Origin of the sequence: Streptomyces sp. L2 (assembly GCF_004124325.1) — a bacterium.
Classification (GTDB): domain Bacteria; phylum Actinomycetota; class Actinomycetes; order Streptomycetales; family Streptomycetaceae; genus Streptomyces.
Window position 1 is genome coordinate 7,479,137 of sequence record NZ_QBDT01000001.1, and the last position, 15,403, is coordinate 7,494,539.

14 protein-coding genes are annotated in these 15,403 nt (G+C 73.3%); 5 read left to right on the forward strand and 9 right to left on the reverse strand.

Translation table 11 applies throughout. From position 1 onward, the window contains the following. The first annotated feature begins 2 nt into the window (after positions 1-2). The gene (selD, locus tag DBP14_RS33455; protein WP_129311369.1) at positions 3-1,016 is read left to right on the forward strand and encodes a selenide, water dikinase SelD; all 1,014 of its coding nucleotides are present in this window, start codon (positions 3-5) and stop codon (positions 1,014-1,016) included. A 16-nt stretch (positions 1,017-1,032) separates the two neighbouring features. Here the strand turns inward: selD and fdh are convergent, their stop codons facing one another. Together fdh and DBP14_RS33470 are read right to left on the reverse strand one after the other, a co-directional pair. Beyond that, on the reverse strand, positions 1,033-4,302 hold the full coding sequence (gene fdh / locus DBP14_RS33460; RefSeq protein ID WP_164992461.1) for a formate dehydrogenase: 3,270 nt from the start codon (positions 4,300-4,302) through the stop codon (positions 1,033-1,035). Positions 4,303-4,501: 199 nt separating this feature from the next. Beyond that, positions 4,502-5,572, reverse strand: a complete 1,071-nt coding sequence (locus tag DBP14_RS33470) for a LysR family transcriptional regulator (protein WP_129311372.1) — start codon at positions 5,570-5,572, stop codon at positions 4,502-4,504. Between the two features lie 186 nt (positions 5,573-5,758). Here DBP14_RS33470 and snpA point away from each other — a divergent pair, with 186 nt between their 5' ends. After that, a complete protein-coding gene (gene snpA, locus DBP14_RS33475) occupies positions 5,759-6,439 on the forward strand; it encodes a snapalysin (RefSeq protein WP_129311373.1) in 681 nt (226 codons plus the stop codon). A 186-nt stretch (positions 6,440-6,625) separates the two neighbouring features. Here snpA and nrfD read toward each other — a convergent pair whose 3' ends face one another. The 3 genes from nrfD to DBP14_RS33490 all read right to left on the reverse strand — a co-directional run bounded on the left by nrfD (position 6,626) and on the right by DBP14_RS33490 (position 9,277). After that, positions 6,626-7,672 carry an NrfD/PsrC family molybdoenzyme membrane anchor subunit gene (gene nrfD / locus DBP14_RS33480; protein WP_206739399.1) on the reverse strand — a complete coding sequence of 349 codons (1,047 nt, stop codon included), beginning with the start codon at positions 7,670-7,672 and terminating at the stop codon, positions 6,626-6,628. A 33-nt stretch (positions 7,673-7,705) separates the two neighbouring features. Then, positions 7,706-8,719, reverse strand: a complete 1,014-nt coding sequence (locus DBP14_RS33485; RefSeq protein WP_129311374.1) for a 4Fe-4S dicluster domain-containing protein — start codon at positions 8,717-8,719, stop codon at positions 7,706-7,708. A 111-nt stretch (positions 8,720-8,830) separates the two neighbouring features. Then, on the reverse strand, positions 8,831-9,277 hold the full coding sequence (locus DBP14_RS33490) for an ATP-binding protein (RefSeq protein ID WP_129311375.1): 447 nt from the start codon (positions 9,275-9,277) through the stop codon (positions 8,831-8,833). A 238-nt stretch (positions 9,278-9,515) separates the two neighbouring features. Here DBP14_RS33490 and DBP14_RS33495 point away from each other — a divergent pair, with 238 nt between their 5' ends. After that, positions 9,516-10,472 carry a SigB/SigF/SigG family RNA polymerase sigma factor gene (locus DBP14_RS33495; protein ID WP_129311376.1) on the forward strand — a complete coding sequence of 319 codons (957 nt, stop codon included), beginning with the start codon at positions 9,516-9,518 and terminating at the stop codon, positions 10,470-10,472. 112 nt (positions 10,473-10,584) lie between these two features. Here the strand turns inward: DBP14_RS33495 and DBP14_RS33500 are convergent, their stop codons facing one another. After that, entirely contained in the window at positions 10,585-10,758 is a 174-nt protein-coding gene (locus DBP14_RS33500; RefSeq protein WP_129311377.1) for a CsbD family protein, read from the reverse strand. A gap of 158 nt (positions 10,759-10,916) precedes the next feature. On the opposite strand from DBP14_RS33500, the gene DBP14_RS33505 reads away from it, so the two are divergent. Continuing rightward, positions 10,917-11,396, forward strand: a complete 480-nt coding sequence (locus DBP14_RS33505; RefSeq protein WP_129311378.1) for a MarR family transcriptional regulator — start codon at positions 10,917-10,919, stop codon at positions 11,394-11,396. A gap of 59 nt (positions 11,397-11,455) precedes the next feature. Continuing rightward, a complete protein-coding gene (locus DBP14_RS33510) occupies positions 11,456-13,207 on the forward strand; it encodes an MFS transporter (RefSeq protein ID WP_129312221.1) in 1,752 nt (583 codons plus the stop codon). A gap of 41 nt (positions 13,208-13,248) precedes the next feature. On the opposite strand, the gene DBP14_RS33515 is transcribed toward DBP14_RS33510, so the two are convergent. From DBP14_RS33515 to mgrA, 3 genes are all read right to left on the reverse strand, one after another. After that, entirely contained in the window at positions 13,249-13,872 is a 624-nt protein-coding gene (locus DBP14_RS33515; protein ID WP_129311379.1) for a DedA family protein, read from the reverse strand. A 110-nt stretch (positions 13,873-13,982) separates the two neighbouring features. Further along, complete coding sequence (locus DBP14_RS33520) at positions 13,983-14,177, reverse strand: hypothetical protein (protein ID WP_129311380.1); 195 nt, start codon at positions 14,175-14,177, stop codon at positions 13,983-13,985. Positions 14,178-14,301: 124 nt separating this feature from the next. Continuing rightward, positions 14,302-15,345 (reverse strand): L-glyceraldehyde 3-phosphate reductase, encoded by a 1,044-nt coding sequence (gene mgrA / locus DBP14_RS33525; protein ID WP_129311381.1) that lies wholly within the window; start codon positions 15,343-15,345, stop codon positions 14,302-14,304. Between the last annotated feature and the right edge of the window lie 58 nt (positions 15,346-15,403).

Genomic DNA, 15,403 nt, shown 5'->3' on the forward strand with positions numbered 1-15,403 from the left:
GTATGACACCGACCCGCCAAGCGCCCGTCCGCCTCACGCAGTTCGCGCACGGCGGCGGCTGCGCCTGCAAGATCCCGCCCGGTGAACTGGAGGACGTGGTCAGCGGTCTCGCCGCACCGGGGGGCGGGGGCAACGCGCCGCTGCTGGTCGGGCTCGCCACCGGCGACGACGCGGCCGCCGTCGCCCTCCCCGGGCCCAGCCGCACCGCCGTGCTGTCCACCGCCGACTTCTTCACCCCGGTCGTGGACGATCCCTACGACTGGGGGCGCATCGCCGCCGCCAACGCCCTGTCCGACGTGTACGCGATGGGCGGCAGCCCCGTCCTCGCCGTCAACCTGCTCGCCTGGCCCCGCGACCGGCTGCCGTTCGACCTGGCCCGCGAGGTGCTGCGTGGCGGCCTGGACGTCGCCGCCGAGGCCGGCTGCCACGTCGGCGGCGGGCACAGCGTGGACGACCCGGAACCCAAGTACGGCATGGCCGTCACCGGGATCGCCGACGCCGGCCGGCTGCTGCGCAACGACGCCGGCCGGCCCGGACTGCCGCTGTCGCTGACCAAACCGCTGGGCCTCGGCGTGCTGAACAACCGTCACAAGGCCACCGGAGAACGCTTCCAGGAGGCGATCGCCACCATGACGGCCCTCAACCGGGACGCCTGCGCCGCCGCCCTCGCCGCGGGCGCCCGCTGCGCCACCGACATCACCGGCTTCGGCCTCCTCGGCCACCTGCACAAGCTGGCCCGCGCCTCCGGCGTGACCGCCGTCCTGGACACCGCCGCCGTGCCCCTCCTCGACGGCGCCCGGGAAGCCGTACGGGACGGTTACGTGCCCGGCGGCACCCGGCGCAATCTGGAGTGGGTGGCCCCGTTCACCGACTTCGCGACCACGGACGACGACACCCGGCTGCTCCTGGCCGACGCCCAGACCTCCGGCGGGCTGCTGGTGGCCGGCGAGGTGCCGGGCGCGCCGGTGGTGGGGGAACTGGTGCCGCTCGGGGAACACTCGCTCGTGCTCCGGTAGGCCCGAGAGGCCCTGCTCACATTTCCGTGCCGGTGTGTTCGTCGATGCCGGCCCGGGCCCGGTAGGCGCGGACCAGTTCCACCGACGCCGGGCCCCGGGGGCGGCGGCCGGGCCGGATGTCGACGGTGAACGCCTTGGCCTCCTGGATGTGGGTGTTGGGATCCAGGGACAGGTGCAGCAGCTCGTTGGCCGCGTCGCCGGTGGTGTAGCCGTTGGGGCCCCAGTGGTAGGGCAGGCCCACCTGGTGCAGGGTCCGCCCGTGCACCGTCAGCGGCGCCACCCGGTCGGTGACCAGGACACGCGCCTCGATGACGCCCCGGGCACTGACGATCGTCGCCCAGCCGGTGTGCTCCAGGCCCCGCTCGGCGGCCAGCTCGGGCGACACCTCGCAGAAGAACTCCGGCTGCAGCTCGGCGAGGTACGGCTGCCAGCGGGACATCCCGCCCGCCGTGTGGTGCTCGGTCAGCCGGTAGGTGGTCGCCACGTACGGGAACACCTCCGCGCCCGGCTCACCGGCGCTGGGCTGGTAGCGGTTGTCCGGCCGCGCCGGCAGCACCTGCCGCACCGGATTGCGCTGCTGGCCGTAGAGCAGGTTCCGGAACGGCGAGTCCTGTGGCTCGTAGTGCGTCGGCAGCGGCCCGTCCGCCAGCCCGGACGGCACGTACAACCAGGCCTTGCCGTCCGCCTGCATGATGAACGGGTCCCGGCCGGTCAGCGCCTCGGGGCCGGTGGCGTCCTCGGGCGGCTCGGCGTCGGGCGACTTGTCCTTCTTGAAGTCGGGCACGTCGTGCCCGGTCCACTCGCCGTGCTCGCCCTCGTCCGGGTCCCACCACACCAGCGCCTTCCGCTCGCTCCACGGCTTGCCGTCCGGGTCGGCCGAGGCGCGGTTGTACAGGATGCGCCGGTTGGCCGGCCAGGCCCACGCCCACTCGGGCGCCACCCAGCTCTGCTCCCGGCCCGGCTTGCGGCGGGCGGCCTGGTTGACGCCGTCGGCGTAGACCCCGCAGTAGATCCAGCAGCCGCACGAGGTGGAGCCGTCGGTCTCCAGCTGCTCGTACGACGACAGCGGCGCGCCGTCGGCGTCGTGGCCGTTGATCTCCGCGAGCACGGCCTCCGCGTCCGGCTCGGCGAGCGCGCCCTTCGTCGGATAGTCCCAGGTGAGATCGAGCACCGGGCGGTCCATCTCGTCGGCGGACCCGGCCAGCATTTCCCGCACGATCCGCCCCAGGTGGTAGGTGAACCACAGATCGCTACGCGCCTCACCTGGCGGCTCCACGGCCTGGTGGTGCCACTGCAGCAGCCGCTGGGTGTTGGTGAAGCTGCCGTCCTTCTCCGTGTGCGCGGCGGCCGGCAGGAAGAACACCTCGGTGCCGATGTCCTCGGTGCGCAGCTCCCCGGTCTCGATCTCCGGGCCGTCCTTCCACCAGGTCGCCGACTCGATCAGCGAGAAGTCCCGTACGACCAGCCAGTCCAGGTTGGCCATGCCGAGGCGCATCAGCTTGGAGTTGGCGTTGCCGACCGCCGGGTTCTCCCCGACGAGGAAGTAGCCCTTGCAGTCGCCGTCCAACTGCGCCATGGCGATCTCGTAGGCGGAGTGGGAGCCGGTCAGCCGGGGCAGGTAGTCGAAGCAGAAGTCGTTCCCGGCCGTCGCCGCCTCCCCCCAGTACGCCTTGAGCAGGCTCACCAGGTAGGCGCGCATGTTGCCCCAGTAGCCCTTGCGGGCCGCCTCCGCGCGCACGAAGGCGTCCAGGTCCTCCTGCTTGTGCGCGTGCGGCATCGGGATGTAGCCGGGCAGCAGGTTGAACAGGGTCGGGATGTCCGTCGACCCCTGGATGGAGGCGTGCCCGCGCAGCGCCATGATCCCGCCGCCGGGCCGGCCGATGTTGCCGAGCAGGGTCTGCAGCACGGCCGCCGCGCGGATGTACTGCACGCCCACCGTGTGCTGGGTCCAGCCCACCGCGTAGGCGAACGCCGTCGTCCGCTCGCGCCCGGAGTTCTCCGTCACCAGCTCGCACACCTGCCGGAACAGCTCCGGCGGCACCCCGCAGATCTGCTCGACCAGCTCGGGCGTGTAGCGGGCGTAGTGCCGCTTGAGGACCTGGAAGACGCAGCGCGGGTGGGTCAGCGTCTCGTCGCGTTCGAAGTCGCCCTCGCCGATGTCAGCGCCGCCGGAGCCGTGCGACTCGCCGCCCGCCGCCTCGGTGACCGACTTCCCGCCGCCGGTGCGCTTGTCGTACTCCTGGTCACGCTGGCCCGACGCCGCCTGCATCTCGGTGCCCTCGTACTGCCAGCTGCTGTTGTCGTACGAGCGGCCGTCGGGGTCCAGGCCGGAGAACACGCCGTCCAGGTCCTCGGTGTCCTGGAAGTCCTCCCGCAGGACGACCGGCGCGTTGCTGTAGGCCACCACGTAGTCGCGGAAGTACTTCTCCTCGCTCAGGACGTAGTTGATGATCCCGCCGAGGAACGCGATGTCCGAGCCCGCGCGCAGCGGCACGTGCACGTCGGCGAGCGCGCTGGTCCGGGTGAACCGCGGGTCGACGTGGATCAGCTTCGCGCCGCGCGCCTTCGCCTCCATGACCCACTGGAACCCGACCGGATGGCACTCGGCCATGTTCGAACCCTGGATGACGACACAGTCAGAGTTTTGCAGGTCCTGCTGGAAGGTGGTCGCGCCGCCGCGCCCGAACGAGGTTCCCAGACTGGGAACGGTGGAGGAGTGTCAAACACGCGCCTGGTTCTCGATCTGGATCGCACCCAGCGCGGTGAACAGCTTCTTGATCAGGTAGTTCTCTTCGTTGTCGAGCGTGGCCCCGCCGAGGCTCGCGATGCCCAGCGTGCGCCGGGTCCGGGTCTCGTCGACCTCCCACTGCCAGCCGGCCCGCCGCGCCTCGATCACCCGCTCGGCGATCATGTCCATCGCCGTGTCCAGGTCCAGCCGCTCCCACTCGGTGCCGTGCGGGCGCCGGTACAGCACCTGGTGCTCGCGGGCGTCACCCGTGGTCAGCTGCAGGCCGGCCGAGCCCTTGGGGCAGAGCCGCCCGCGCGAGACGGGGGAGTCCGGGTCGCCCTCGATCTGGGTGACCTTGCCGCCTTCGACGTAGACGTTCTGGCCGCAGCCCACCGCGCAGTACGGGCAGACGGACTTCACCACCCGGTCGGCCGTGGCGACCCGGGGTTCCAGCCGCTCGCTGCGCCCGCTCTTGGCCGCCGCGCCCCGCCCGAGCGGGTCGGTCCCGGTGAGCTGGCGGTAGACCGGCCAGGAGTCGATCCAGGTGCGCACACCCACGTCCCGCTCCCTCCGCTCGCTGTGCCCAGTCTCCCGCGGCCCCGCGCAGGCGGCATCCGCGAGCGGCGGAGTACCCGCGCGAAGCCGGACCAAACAGCGCCGGACGGCCGGACGGGACAGACCCGTGACGGCCGGACCAGACAGACGCGGGCCAGGACCGGACGCGCTCCGCGCGGGAGCCGGGGCGCACGAGGGCCGGTCAGGAGCGGACCATGCCCTGCGCTCCCGCGGTCCGGCGCGGCGCGCCCGGCGCCGGCACCCGGCCCGAGAGCGGCCCGCCGCGCGTCCCCTCGGGCGCGACATGCGCGCCGCGGGCCCCGAGGGCTCGGGCCGGCTCCGCCGCGCGGGCCCGCTCCAGCCACGTGCGGTACGCCGGGGCCTGGCGGGCCGCCTCCCAGTACGCCTCCTCCAGCTCGGCGTACCCGTCGTCCAGCTCGGCCTCTGTCCGGGCCGCGAGCAGCAGCCGTACGCCGATCGGGTCACCCCGCAGCGGGCGGACCGCGAGGTCGGAGCGGGGCCGGGTGGTCGGCTGGCTGACCGTGACGACCTCGCCGATGGCGGCCAGCGAGAACGCGGTGAGGTAGTCCCCGTGCAGCAGGTCGGGCTCGATCCCGGCCGCGCGCAGCACCCGGCACAGCCCGTCCCACTCCCCGTCGACCGTGGAGTCGATCATCCACCGGTCACCGGCGAGGTCGGCGAGTCGCACCTCGGGCCGCCGCGCCGCGGGATGGTCCGAGGCCAGGGTGACGAACTGCGGCTCACGCTCCACCAGCACCCGCAGGCACAGCCCCGCCGGGACGCGCAGCGGGCTGCCCTCCACCTCGTGCACGAACGCCATGTCGAGCCGGCCCTCGGCGACCAGCCCCAGCAGGGCGTTCGCCGACACGTCCATCTGGAGGGTCGGCTCCGTCCGGGGCGAGCGCCCGCGCAGCCGGCGCAGCCAGCCCGGCAGCGCCCGGCTCGCCGTGGCGCCGATGCGCAGCCGGGGTCCCCCCGCCGCCCGGGCCGCCGCCGCCCTCGTCTCCGTGACCAGCGCGGCGAGTTCGGCGACCAGGGGCCGGGCCCGGCTGACCACGACGTGCCCCAGCGGAGTCGGACGGCAGCCCGCGCGGTCCCGGGTGAACAGCCGGCCGCCCAGCGCCTGCTCGATGCGGCGCAACTGGGTGCTCAACGACGGCTGGGCCATGCCGAGTTCACGCGCCGCCTTGTGCAGGCTGCCCGCGTCGGCGATGGCGCACAGCACCCGCAGATGCCTCACCTCGAACTCCATGGCGGGAGCGTAGGGCGGTCGGCGGGGCCCACGCCAGATGTTCAAATCCGAACGGAACCGCACGAGTTGGCCGCCGATAGCCTCGCCCTATCCCCAGTTGCCATCATCCGCTCGCCGTTCAACTGCCCGAGACTCGGGGGCGACTCATCGTTCACCACCCCACACGAACGAGTAGGAGCCCCCCACATGACGTCGTCCCGTACGACCTCCCCGGCCGCGAAGACCTCCCGGAGACTGCTGGCGCTCGGCGTCGGCCTGGCGTTCGCCTCCCTGGGCACCGTGGTCCCCGCGAGCGCCCACACCGCGCAGCCGGCCGCCCGGGCCGCCCACTTCACAGGCGCCCACGAGAACTCCGCCGACACCAAGGCGTTCTTCCAGGCCGTCCTGAAGTCGGTCGCCAAGAAGCAGGCGGCCCACCCGGGCCTGCAGTCCGTCACCGTCTACTACGACGACTCCCAGGCCCCGAGCTTCCGCTCCCAGATATCGAGCGCCGCCTCCATCTGGAACAGCTCCGTGTCCAACGTCCGCCTCCAGGAGAGCTCCGGCGGCGCCGACTTCGCCTACTACGAGGGCAGCGACCCGCAGGGCTCGTACGCCTCCACGGACGGCCACGGCCGCGGCTACATCTTCCTCGACTACCAGCAGAACCAGGAGTACGACTCGATCCGCGTCGCCGCGCACGAGACCGGGCACGTGCTGGGCCTGCCCGACGACTACAGCGGCCCGTGCAGCGAACTGATGTCGGGCGGCGGTCCCGGCCCGTCCTGCACCAACCGCTACCCGGACGCCAACGAACGCGCCCGCGTCGACCAGCTGTGGGCCAACGGCCTCGCCAAGGCCCTGCACAAGGTGAACTCCGTGCGCTGAGCACCTCGGCCGGCGCGCGCGGACGGCCACGAGAGGGCCCGCGCCCGCCACGACACCGGTCCTCCCCGTCCGTCACCCCCCACGCGTCAGGGGCGCACCACCCCGCGAACGGTCCGGGCGCCCACGGACGGACGGGAAGGACCGGCACATGTCCCACCGGCACTCGGCCCACTGGCGTCCTGTTCGTCAGCCGGCGCCGGTCCCGCCCTCGGCCCTCGCGCGCCGCTCCCGCTGCGGTACGACCGTGTAGGCGGGGTCCTCGGCCGAGGCCACCCCGGCGTGGAACACGCCGAACCGCAGCGCCGCCGATCCGGTCAGCAGCGCGGTACCGGCCGCCACGGCGAGCCGCCGGTCGCGCCGCCGCCCGGACAGGACCGACAGCGCCGCACCGGCCACCGTCAGAGCCTCCGCCGCCCGCAGCAGCACGTGCGGCCTGCCCTGCTCGTACGGCTCCGCGGCGAGCCCGATACGCCGCTTCATCAGGTTAAACGCACCCAGCTCCAGTCCGGCGCCCAGCACCGCCGTACGCCGGGCGGGCCCCGCCTGGGCCGTCGGCGCGCACACCAGCGCCAGACCCGCCGCCGCGCTCGCCGCGGACCCCGCGAACACGAACGGCAGCTGCCGGTACCCCTCGTGCCAGGACGGCACGGCCGTGTCCGACAGCAGCACCGCGGTGTACGTCGCCACCGCCGGGCCGAGCGCGGCGGCCCCCGCGGTCGCCGCCGAGCCGACGAGCCGGTACCGGCCCGCGACGTCGGTGGCCGCGGCGGCCAGCGTCAGCGGCGCGTAGCCCGCGAGCAGCCAGGAGCCCACGCTCATCGGTGAGGTGGGCTTGAGGACCCGCAGCATGTTCATGAAGCGGGCCGGGCGCCCGAGGTCGTGCACGAGCGCGGCCAGCGACAGCGAGATGGCCCCGGCCGCGCCCAGCTTCGCCGTCCGCGCGAGCGCCGGCCGCCCCGTCACGGCAGACCCGGCGGCCAGCAGCGAGGACGCCCCGGCGAGACCGCCGAGATACAGGTATCCGGCGATGTCCAACGGCTCCCAGGTCGGCTTGTTGAGGACCGGTTTGCCGTAGTACGACGAGAACTCGGCGTCCGGCACCATCGACTGCTCGCCGCGCCCACGCCCGCGCCCGCGACGGCGCCGGTGGCGGCCCGGCTGCGCGCCGGTGACGGCCTCCCGCCCCGGCCGCGCGCCCCGCAGCCCGTCCCGGGTGACGTCCGATCCGGTCATCGCGGCCTCCTCATCGTGTCGTCGGCCGTCCCGTCAGCGTCCCCGCCCCGGCCTCTTCGCGAAGCCGGCCACCGCGAGGGCGGCGAGCGAGACGGCGGCCAGGGCGGCGTGCCGCCACATGTCGGGCAGGTCGCGGGTGGTGACCACCGGGTCCGGCGGCAGGCCGTAGACCTCGGGCTCGTCCAGCAGCAGGAAGAACGCGCCGTCGCCGCCGACCCCGTCCTCCGGGTCCTCCCCGTACAGGCGGGCGTCGGTCACCCCGGCGGCGTGCAGCTGCGCGACCCGGGCCGCCGCACGTTCCCGCAGCTCGTCCAGCGGGCCGAACTGGATGGACTCGGTCGGGCAGGCCTTGGCGCAGGCCGGCTCCATGCCGGCGCCCAGGCGGTCGTAGCACAGGGTGCACTTCCACACCCGGCCGTCGTCCTCGCGCTGGTCGATGACGCCGTAGGGACAGGCGGGCACGCAGTAGCCGCACCCGTTGCAGATGTCCTCCTGGACGACGACCGTGCCGAACTCCGTGCGGAACAGCGCGCCCGTGGGACACACGTCGAGGCAGGCCGCGTGCGTGCAGTGCTTGCACACGTCGGAGGCCATCAGCCAGCGCAGCTCGGTGCGGCCGTCGGGGGAGACGGGGGAGATCACCTCGTTCTCGGGCGCCGGCGCCGGCGCGGGCGCTGCGGTGTCTGTGCCGAGCCGGGCGGCGGCGGCGAAGACGTCGACGCTCTCGTGGCCGAGACCGGGTTCCTGGCCGCCGAGCGGCTTGCGCTGCTCGATGAAGGCCACGTGCCGCCAGGTGTCGGCGCCGAGTCCCTGCGTGTTGTCGTAGGACATGCCGGTCAGTTCGAGGCCGTCCTCCGGGACGGCGTTCCACTCCTTGCAGGCCACCTCGCACGCCTTGCAGCCGATGCACACGGAGGTGTCGGTGAAGAAGCCGACCCTGGGCGGGGCGTCCGGATAGCCGGCGGCGCCGGCCACGTCCGGCTGCGGACCGGAGAACAGGTTCTCGTGCACGGCGTGCGCGCCGGCCGACGTGTTGTCCGGGGTCATGCCGTCACCTCCTCGGAAACCGGCAGCGGCGTACGCGAGCGCGCCTGTGACGAGCCTGGCACGGGTGCCCGCCTTCCGCGCGTCCGAAACGGCCCGCGCGCCGACGGGGGCTCAGGCGGGCCCGTCGGTCAGGGCGACCGTGGCGGTGACCCGCTTCCCGCCGGGCACGGGGGTGGTCCGCAGCCCGGTGCTGAGCAGGGTCACCAGGCGCAGGCCGTGGCCGCCCACGCGCCCCGGGTCCGGGGGCCGGGGGAGCGGTGGGTCGGTCGAGGTGTCGATGACGCTGATCCGCAGCGTCGCCGCGTCGGGGGCCAGCTCCAGCCGGAGCGTCCCGGGACCGGGGGCGTGCCGGATCGCGTTCGTGACGAGTTCGCTGACGACGAGCTGGGCGTCCTGGACGGCCCGTCGCCCGGGCGCGGGTTCCGCGCGCGCGAGGAGCGCCCGTACGGCGTTCCGCGCCTCGGCGAGGCAGGGCGGACCGTAGTCCCAGTTGAGGCTTTGGCGCAGGAGCGCGGGGCGCGGCCGCACCGTCGCTCTGGCCCCGAGAGGGATGTCCATGGGCCCCTTCCTGTGCCTCTGGATCGTGGTGCCGTCCCCGTCCCGGCTACCCGTTTCGGCCGCGAACAAGGGGCCGCCGGACAGGAATCCACCGGTTGCGCGTGAACGCCTGGTCAGCGACCGCGGCAGGGGGCTTCGGCGGCCGGGGTTCGTGCACGGAGGGCATGACGGCCCGAACCCGGGGTAACCGCAGCGGAGTCGGCGGACCCGCCGCCGGCGACTTCGGGAGGGACTCGGCATGACGGCGAGCGTGACGGCGACGGAGCGGACGAGGACGGCGCGGCTGCCGGGGACCTCCGAGCCCGCACGATGCGAGCGCGCACGACCCGAGCCCGCACGATGCGAGCCCGCACGACCGGAGCCGGCGCTCGGTGCCGAGCCCGCGGGGGCCGGGCTGCCGGAGGTCGCCGATCCCTCGCAGGTCGCCCCGCAGGATGCCCGCGAGCTGACCCGCCTCTTCCTGCGCAGGCTGGCGGAGCTGGAAGAGGGCACGCACGAGCACCAGGACGCCCGCAACACGCTGATCGAGATGAACATCTCCCTGGTGCGGTTCGCCGCGGCGCGGTTCCGCAGCCGGGGCCCGGCGGAGACGGAGGACATCGTCCAGGTCGGCGTGATCGGGCTGATCAAGGCGATCGACCGGTTCGAGGTGACCCGCGAGGTGGAGTTCACCTCCTTCGCGATCCCCTACATCGTGGGCGAGATCAAGCGGTTCTTCCGGGACACCTCCTGGGCCGTCCACGTCCCCCGGCGCCTGCAGGAGGCCCGGGTGCAGCTCGCCCGCGCCACGGAGGAGCTCTCCAGCCGCCTGGACCGGACGCCCACCGTGGCGGAACTGGCGCAGCTGATGAGCCTGTCCGAGGAGGAGGTCGTCGAGGCGCAGCTCGCGCGCAACGCCTACACCTCCTCGTCCCTGGACGCCACGCTCGGCTCCGGCGAGGACGGCGAGAGCGTCCTGGCCGACTTCATCGGCGCCGAGGACACCGCCCTGGAGCTCGTCGAGGACTTCCACGCGCTGGCTCCGCTGATCGCCCGGCTGGGCGAGCGGGACCGGCACATACTGCACCTCAGGTTCGTCGAGGAGCGCACCCAGGCCGAGATCGGCGAACGCCTCGGCGTCTCCCAGATGCACGTCTCCCGGCTGTTGTCGCGCCTGCTGACCCGGCTGCGGGGCGAACTCCTGGCGGAGGGCTGAGAGCCCGGCGCCCGCGCTCGCGCACGAACCCGCGCTCACGGACGAAGCGCACGGACGAAGGGGCGGGTCCGGACCACCAGGTCCGGACCCGCCCCTTCGGCTCGGCGCCGGTTCAGTGCTTGAACGTGTCCTTGGCCTTCTCCTTGGCCTGACGGGCATCGCCCTCGGCGCCCTTCATCCGGCCCTCGGCCTCCATGCTCTCGTTGCCGACGGCGCGGCCCGCGGCCTCCTTCATCCTGCCCTTGGCCTGCTCCGCCTTGGCCTTGGCCTTCTGGTTGCCAGCCATGGGTGTCACTCCCAACCTCGTTCGGCGTGTGGTGCTGTCCGGTTGTCCACCGTGGCGGCACCCAAACGCGAGGCACCCGCCGGCCCGGACGCAGGCGTCCCGTGGATTACTCAACCTTGGTTGAACAGTCCAGACTGATAAACCTATTGTTAGTAATCATGGACCTGGAACGGAATCCCGCGAACGACGCGGCCGAGGGACGGGATGCCGAGGGGCAGGACACGGCCGCCCTCGCCGCGGCCCTGCGGCTGGCCGTCGCCCGGATCACCCGCCGGCTGCGCCGCGCGCACGCCGTGGGTGACGTGACCCTCTCCGGTGTCTCGGTGCTGGCCCGCCTGGCCGGCGCCGGACCGGACTCGCCCGGCTCGCTCGCCGACCTGGAGCGGGTCAGGCCTCAGGCCATGGCGACGACGCTCGCCGGCCTCGAACACCGCGGGCTGGTCCGCCGTAGCCCCGACGCCACCGACGGCCGCCGGGCCATCGTGTCGATCACCGACGAGGGCCGGACCATGCTGGAGGAGCGCCGCTCGGAGTCGGTCGGCCGCCTCGCCCGGGCTCTCGACGAGTTCACCCCGAGGGAACTGAGGACCCTCCAGGACGCCCTTCCCCTGCTCGACCGATTGGCGGAACAGCTGTGAACGGCCGCGCCTCCGCGCCCTCCGGCGCGTCCCCGGCCGGGGACGGCCGGCGTGCCGGGCTGTTCGCCCGCTCCGCCCGGCACCGCGAGACGCCGCCGGGACCCCACTACAAGTGGGTCGCCCTGTCCAACACCACGCTGGGCGTCCTCATCGCCACGATGGACGCCTCCATCGTGATCATCTCCCTGCCGGCGATCTTCCGCGGCATCGGCCTCGACCCGCTGGCCGCCGGCAACATCGGCTACCTGCTGTGGATGATCCTCGGCTATCTGCTGGTGTCCGCCGTGCTGGTCGTCGTGCTCGGCCGGCTCGGGGACATGTTCGGCCGGGTGCGGATCTACAACCTCGGCTTCCTGGTCTTCGCCTGCGCCTCGGTCGCGCTCTCCCTCGATCCCTTCCGGGCCGGGGCGGGCGCGCTGTGGCTGATCCTGTGGCGCATGGTGCAGGCGTTCGGCGGGTCGATGCTCACGGCCAACTCGGCCGCGATCCTCACCGACGCGTTCCCGGCCCGGCAGCGCGGCATGGCGCTCGGCGTCAACCAGATCACCGCGCTCGCCGGGCAGTTCCTCGGGCTGCTGGCGGGCGGGCTGCTCGCCGCGGTCGACTGGCGCGCGGTGTTCTGGGTGAGTGTCCCGGTCAGTGTGTCCGGCACCATCTGGTCGTACCTGAGTCTCAGGGAGACCGCCGCCGGCGGGCGCGGCCGGATCGACTGGCTCGGCAACGTCACCTTCGCCACGGGCGCCGGCGTGCTCCTCGCCGGCATCACCTACGGCATCCAGCCCTACGGCGGTCACGCCACCGGCTGGACCAACCCCTGGGTGCTGTCCGGCCTGATCGGCGGCGCCGTCCTGCTGCTGGCGTTCTGTGTGATCGAGAGCCGGGTCGCCGAGCCCATGTTCCGGCTCTCCCTGTTCCGGGTGCGGGCGTTCGCCGCGGGCAACCTGGCCGCCCTGCTGACCGCGATCGCCCGCGGCGGCCTGCAGTTCATGCTGATCATCTGGCTGCAGGGCATCTGGCTGCCGCTGCACGGCTACGACTTCGAGGACACCCCGCTGTGGGCCGGCATCTTCATGCTGCCGCTGACGGTCGGGTTCCTGGTCGCCGGGCCGGTCTCCGGCTACCTGTCGGACCGGTTCGGCGCCCGTCTGTTCTCCACGACCGGCCTGCTCCTGGTCGCCGGGTCCTTCGTCGGCCTGCTCGCGCTGCCCGTCGACTTCGACTACGGCACGTTCGCCGCGCTGCTCGTGCTGAGCGGGCTGGGCCAGGGCATGTTCTCCTCGCCGAACACCTCGTCCATCATGGGCAGCGTGCCGGCCCGGTACCGGGGTGTCGCCTCCGGGATGCGCTCCACCTTCCAGAACTCGGGCACCGCGCTGTCCATCGGCGTCTTCTTCTCCCTGATGGTCTCCGGACTCGCCAGTTCCCTGCCGTCGACGCTCAGCAGCGGGCTCCAGGCCCACGGGGTGCCCGCCGCCACCGCGCACCAGGCGGCCTCGCTGCCGCCGGTCAGCACCCTGTTCGCCACGTTCCTCGGCAACAACCCCATCGGCCACCTGCTCTCCGGCGGCGGCACGCTGGACCGGCTGACCGACGCCCAGCGGGCCACCCTGACCGGTCACACGTTCTTCCCCGAGCTGGTCTCCGGGCCGTTCCACCACGGCCTGACCATCGTCTTCGGGGTCGCCGCCGGTATGGCGCTGATCGCCGCGCTGGCCTCCGCGCTGCGCGGCGGCCACGAGCGGGCCGACGGCGACGCCCCGGACCCGTCGCCGAAGGACCGGCCCACCCGGCGCACCGCCCGCTCCTCCTGACGACCGGCCCCGGCGCCCGGCCGCCCCGGCCCAAACGAGACTCAGCGCTCGCGTCGCCGTCGTACGACGTGCCGTACGACGAGGGCCGCGACCAGGACGCCGAGGGCGACGAGGACGTAGACCTGATAGCGGGTGATCTCGTCGTAGATGGCGGTCAGGTGGCTGCCGGCGAAGTAGGCGAGGGTCGACCAGGCGCCGACCCAGAGCGCCGCGCCGAGCGCGTTGAAGGCGAGGAAGCGGCGCCAGCGCATGCCCGTGGTGCCGGCGATGATGCCGTTGGCCTGGCGCAGGCCCTCGATGAACCGGGCCGCCGTGACGACCTTGCCGCCGTGCCGGTCGAAGAACTCCTCGGTGGCCTGGAAGCGCTTCGGCGTGAGGAACACGTACTTGCCCCAGCGGTGGACGAAGGCGCGCCCGCCGTGGTGGCCGATCAGATAGCCGATGTTGTCCCCGGCGACGGCCGCGACGAAGGCGATGACCGCCACGGCCACGATGTTCAGCCGCCCCGCTCCGGCGTAGACGCCGGCGGCCAGCAGGATGGTCTCGCCCGGGGCCGGCACCCCGAAGTCCTCCACGAAGACCACGACCCCGACGGCCAGGTAGCCGTAGTGGCCGAGCAGCGGCGCCAGATGGGCCAGGAAGCCCGGCAGGGGAGGGGCGGCCATGGGTCAACGGTACGACGCCGGCCGGGCGCGGCCGGTCGCGCGACGCGCGGCACCCGGTGCCGAGCGCCCGCGGGGGGCGGTCGGGCACCGGGTGCCGTGGTGCGAAGGGGTCACGCCGCCGAGGAAGGGGCGGAGCCCGTGGTTCCCTCGTCGTTGCCGGGGTCCGGCTGGCAGATGTGGCACAGGGCGTGCTCCCCGTCGCGGGTGACGACCGTTCCCCAGCCGAGGCAGTGCTCACAGCCGCGGGCCAGGCCCAGGTCGGGGTGGGGGAGCAGGACGGGGTGGTCGGGGGCTCCGTACGGCATGCGGTGAGCGGCTCCTTGAAGTCGCGGGGCAGTCGCGGTCCGAATGAGTTCTAGTATGTCCGAATTTCCCGATACGTCAGTGTCCTGTGTCACTGAGTGCCACAGCTCACGAGGGCCGACTGCCTCAGCCGAGCGTGCCCAGCCGGGCCTCGCGCCACAGGTCGACTCCGCCGTCCGTCGCGTGGGTGTCGATCTCGGCGAGTTCCTCGTCGCTGAAGTCGAGGTTCTTCAGCGACGCGACGTTCTGCTCCAGCTGTTCGGTGCGCGAGGCGCCGATGACCAGGGAGGTGACGCGCTCGTCCCGCAGGGCCCAGGCGAGCGCCATCTGGGCCAGGGTCTGCCCGCGCCGGGCGGCGATGTCGTCGAGCGCGCGCAGCCGGCGCAGCATGTCGTCCGTCAGCCACGCGGCGTCGAACGACGTGCCCTGCGCGGCCCGCGAGTCCCGCGGCACGCCGTCGAGGTAGCGGCCCGTCAGGAGCCCCTGGGCGAGCGCCGTGAACCCGATGACGCCGAAACCCTCCTCCGCGGCCGCGTCCAGCAGACCGTCGGTCTCGATCCAGCGGTTGAGCATGCTGTATGACGGCTGGTGGATGAGCATCGGGGTGCCGAGGTCGCGCAGGATCGCGGCGGCCTGCCGGGTGCGCTCGGCGTCGTAGGAGGAGATGCCGACGTACAGGGCCTTGCCCTGGCGCACGGCCGTGTCGAGCGCGCCCATCGTCTCCTCCAGCGGCGTGGTCGCGTCCAGCCGGTGCGAGTAGAAGATGTCGACGTAGTCCACGCCCATGCGGCGCAGCGACTGGTCGAGCGAGGCGAGCACGTACTTGCGCGAGCCGCCGCCCTGCCCGTAGGGGCCGGGCCACATGTCCCAGCCGGCCTTGGTGGAGACGATCAGCTCGTCCCGGTAGGGCGCGAGGTCCTGCTTGAGCAGCCGCCCGAAGTTGATCTCGGCCGCGCCGTACGGCGGCCCGTAGTTGTTCGCCAGGTCGTGATGGGTGATCCCGAGGTCGAAGGCGCGCAGCGCGATCTCGCGCTGGGTCTCGAAGGGGCGGTCGTCGCCGAAGTTGTGCCAGTAGCCCAGGGACAGGAGCGGGAGGTCCAGTCCCGAGCGGCCGGTGCGCCGGTAGCGCATGGTGCCGTCGTAGCGAGCGGGGTCCGCGACGTGGTTCATCGGGTCGTCTCCGGGTGGTGCCGTAGGGGTGCCCCGAGGTGCGAGGGGCTCGTCCACC

What these genes read in the sequence shown, in the direction of transcription:
- selD (WP_129311369.1), top strand. Translation starts at nt 3, where the DNA reads ATGACACCGACCCGCCAAGCGCCCGTCCGCCTCACGCAGTTCGCGCAC.
- DBP14_RS33500 (WP_129311377.1), bottom strand. Translation starts at nt 10,758, where the DNA reads ATGGCTGGCAACCAGAAGGCCAAGGCCAAGGCGGAGCAGGCCAAGGGC.
- mgrA (WP_129311381.1), bottom strand. Translation starts at nt 15,345, where the DNA reads ATGAACCACGTCGCGGACCCCGCTCGCTACGACGGCACCATGCGCTAC.
- DBP14_RS33470 (WP_129311372.1), bottom strand. Translation starts at nt 5,572, where the DNA reads ATGGAGTTCGAGGTGAGGCATCTGCGGGTGCTGTGCGCCATCGCCGAC.
- snpA (WP_129311373.1), top strand. Translation starts at nt 5,759, where the DNA reads ATGACGTCGTCCCGTACGACCTCCCCGGCCGCGAAGACCTCCCGGAGA.
- DBP14_RS33520 (WP_129311380.1), bottom strand. Translation starts at nt 14,177, where the DNA reads ATGCCGTACGGAGCCCCCGACCACCCCGTCCTGCTCCCCCACCCCGAC.
- DBP14_RS33515 (WP_129311379.1), bottom strand. Translation starts at nt 13,872, where the DNA reads ATGGCCGCCCCTCCCCTGCCGGGCTTCCTGGCCCATCTGGCGCCGCTG.
- DBP14_RS33485 (WP_129311374.1), bottom strand. Translation starts at nt 8,719, where the DNA reads ATGACCCCGGACAACACGTCGGCCGGCGCGCACGCCGTGCACGAGAAC.
- DBP14_RS33505 (WP_129311378.1), top strand. Translation starts at nt 10,917, where the DNA reads ATGGACCTGGAACGGAATCCCGCGAACGACGCGGCCGAGGGACGGGAT.
- DBP14_RS33490 (WP_129311375.1), bottom strand. Translation starts at nt 9,277, where the DNA reads ATGGACATCCCTCTCGGGGCCAGAGCGACGGTGCGGCCGCGCCCCGCG.
- nrfD (WP_206739399.1), bottom strand. Translation starts at nt 7,672, where the DNA reads ATGACCGGATCGGACGTCACCCGGGACGGGCTGCGGGGCGCGCGGCCG.
- DBP14_RS33495 (WP_129311376.1), top strand. Translation starts at nt 9,516, where the DNA reads ATGACGGCGAGCGTGACGGCGACGGAGCGGACGAGGACGGCGCGGCTG.